Here is a 1,666-nt window from a genome sequence, read left to right as displayed (position 1 = left end):
GACTATCGGACCCCGAACGAAGCCGAGCAGGCATGGATCACCGAGAACCTCGCCGCGTAGACAACTATTCAACTGGTCCAGGAAACGTTGGGCAGCTCACATCGTGCTCACCGGCCTCGCCTCCCTCTCCGCCGCACAAGCGGAGACCATCACCACGAGAACAACAGCAGTCGCCGCCGAGAGGACGCGGCGGACGACGCGGTTCATCCCTCCGAGCCGGAACTCGACGGATCGGGCTCAAGCGGCAGGTCCCGCGGATCCGGCTTCGGCACAACCCCTTCATCACCCGGAAGGACCGCGCCCGCGTCGCGTTGCGCATTGTCATCGAGGAGGAGCGATTCGAAATCGCCCGGAGCGCACGGCATGACCGCGTCGATCAGGTACTGATCCTCTACGGCTCCGGTGTGAAAACTCGCACGCAAGACCGGCCCACCCTCCCCATAAACATTGGGCCACAGAGTCGGCCCCGTCACCCTCACCGTCATCCCCAGCGACTCCCAAAACTCCGCGACCTTCCGAGCATCACCCTCGACATCCGTCCCCGCCGGAGCCCACAAGTCGTAGCTATAACTCGCACCCTTCACCCCATCGCCCAAGCCGCACTCATCGGGCTGTGCGGCACCGCTGCGCGGCCACCACCCAGTCACATCGAGCCGCCCCGCGGAATCCCGAACGAACTCCACCACCCGATCCCGACCCTCCCGTGGACTCATCGTGCTCACCGGCCTCGCCTCCCTCTCGCCCGCACAGGCGGACATCATCATGATCAGCAGAACAGCAGCGGCCGCCTGGACAACACGGCAGTCGACCCGACTCATTCCTGCGACCCACGGTTGGACGGAGTGATTCCCACTGGTGGGTCCCGCGGATCCGGCTTCGGCACAACCCCTTCATCGCCCGGCAGGACCGCGCCCGCATCGCGCTGCGCGTTGTCATCGTCCAGCAACTGCTCCGCATCGCCCGGAGAACACGGCATGACCGCCCCGATGTTGTACTGATTCTCGACCGCGCCCGTATCAAAACTCGCCCGCAGCACCGGCCCACCCTCGCCGTACACCGTCGGCCGCGGAGTAGTATCCGTCACTCTCACCGTCATCCCCAGCGACTCCCAAAACTCCGCGACCTTCCGAGCATCACCCTCGACATCCGTCCCCGCCGGAGCCCACAAGTCGTAGCTATAACTCGCACCCTTCATGCCGTCGCCCAAGCCGCACTCATCGGGCTGTGCGGCACCGCTGCGCGGCCACCACCCAGTCACATCGAGGCGCCCCGCGGAATCCCGAACGAACTCCACCACCCGATCCCGACCCTCAAGTGGACTCATCGTGCTCACCGGCCTCGCCTCCCTCCCGCCCGCACAGGCGGACAACGTCATCACCAGCAGAACGACAGTCGAAGTGACCGGGATACGCCCTCGATCACCACGTGTGCGCATTGCTGAACCCCTTGATCATCCGCTTCTGCGTCTCAGAGCGTTATTCATAAGGTCTGATTCGGGCGTGTCGTTCCGAGGCATCGGCTTCCCATTCGGGAGAATAGAAGTTCCAAAGCTCGCTATTTTCGGAACGGGAAGCCGATGCGGTACGACTCTACTACAGGCCTGGATGCGGAGCAATTGACGGAGCTGATCTGTCGGATATGGCAGATTGTCACGGGGAGGGGTGAG

General features: G+C 63.9%; 2 protein-coding genes. Both read right to left on the bottom strand.

Annotated features, from left to right (window positions below):
- Positions 1-203: 203 nt before the first annotated feature.
- The gene (locus C5D07_RS15060; protein WP_146076826.1) at positions 204-686 is read right to left on the bottom strand and encodes a hypothetical protein; all 483 of its coding nucleotides are present in this window, start codon (positions 684-686) and stop codon (positions 204-206) included.
- A gap of 128 nt (positions 687-814) precedes the next feature.
- Entirely contained in the window at positions 815-1,333 is a 519-nt protein-coding gene (locus C5D07_RS15055; RefSeq protein ID WP_146076825.1) for a hypothetical protein, read from the bottom strand.
- Positions 1,334-1,666 lie beyond the last annotated feature (333 nt).

Origin of the sequence: Rathayibacter tritici (assembly GCF_002932875.1) — a bacterium.
Taxonomy (GTDB): domain Bacteria; phylum Actinomycetota; class Actinomycetes; order Actinomycetales; family Microbacteriaceae; genus Rathayibacter; species Rathayibacter tritici.
The sequence above is the reverse complement of the archived record's forward strand: the minus strand, read 5'-3'. Positions and strand labels throughout refer to the sequence as shown.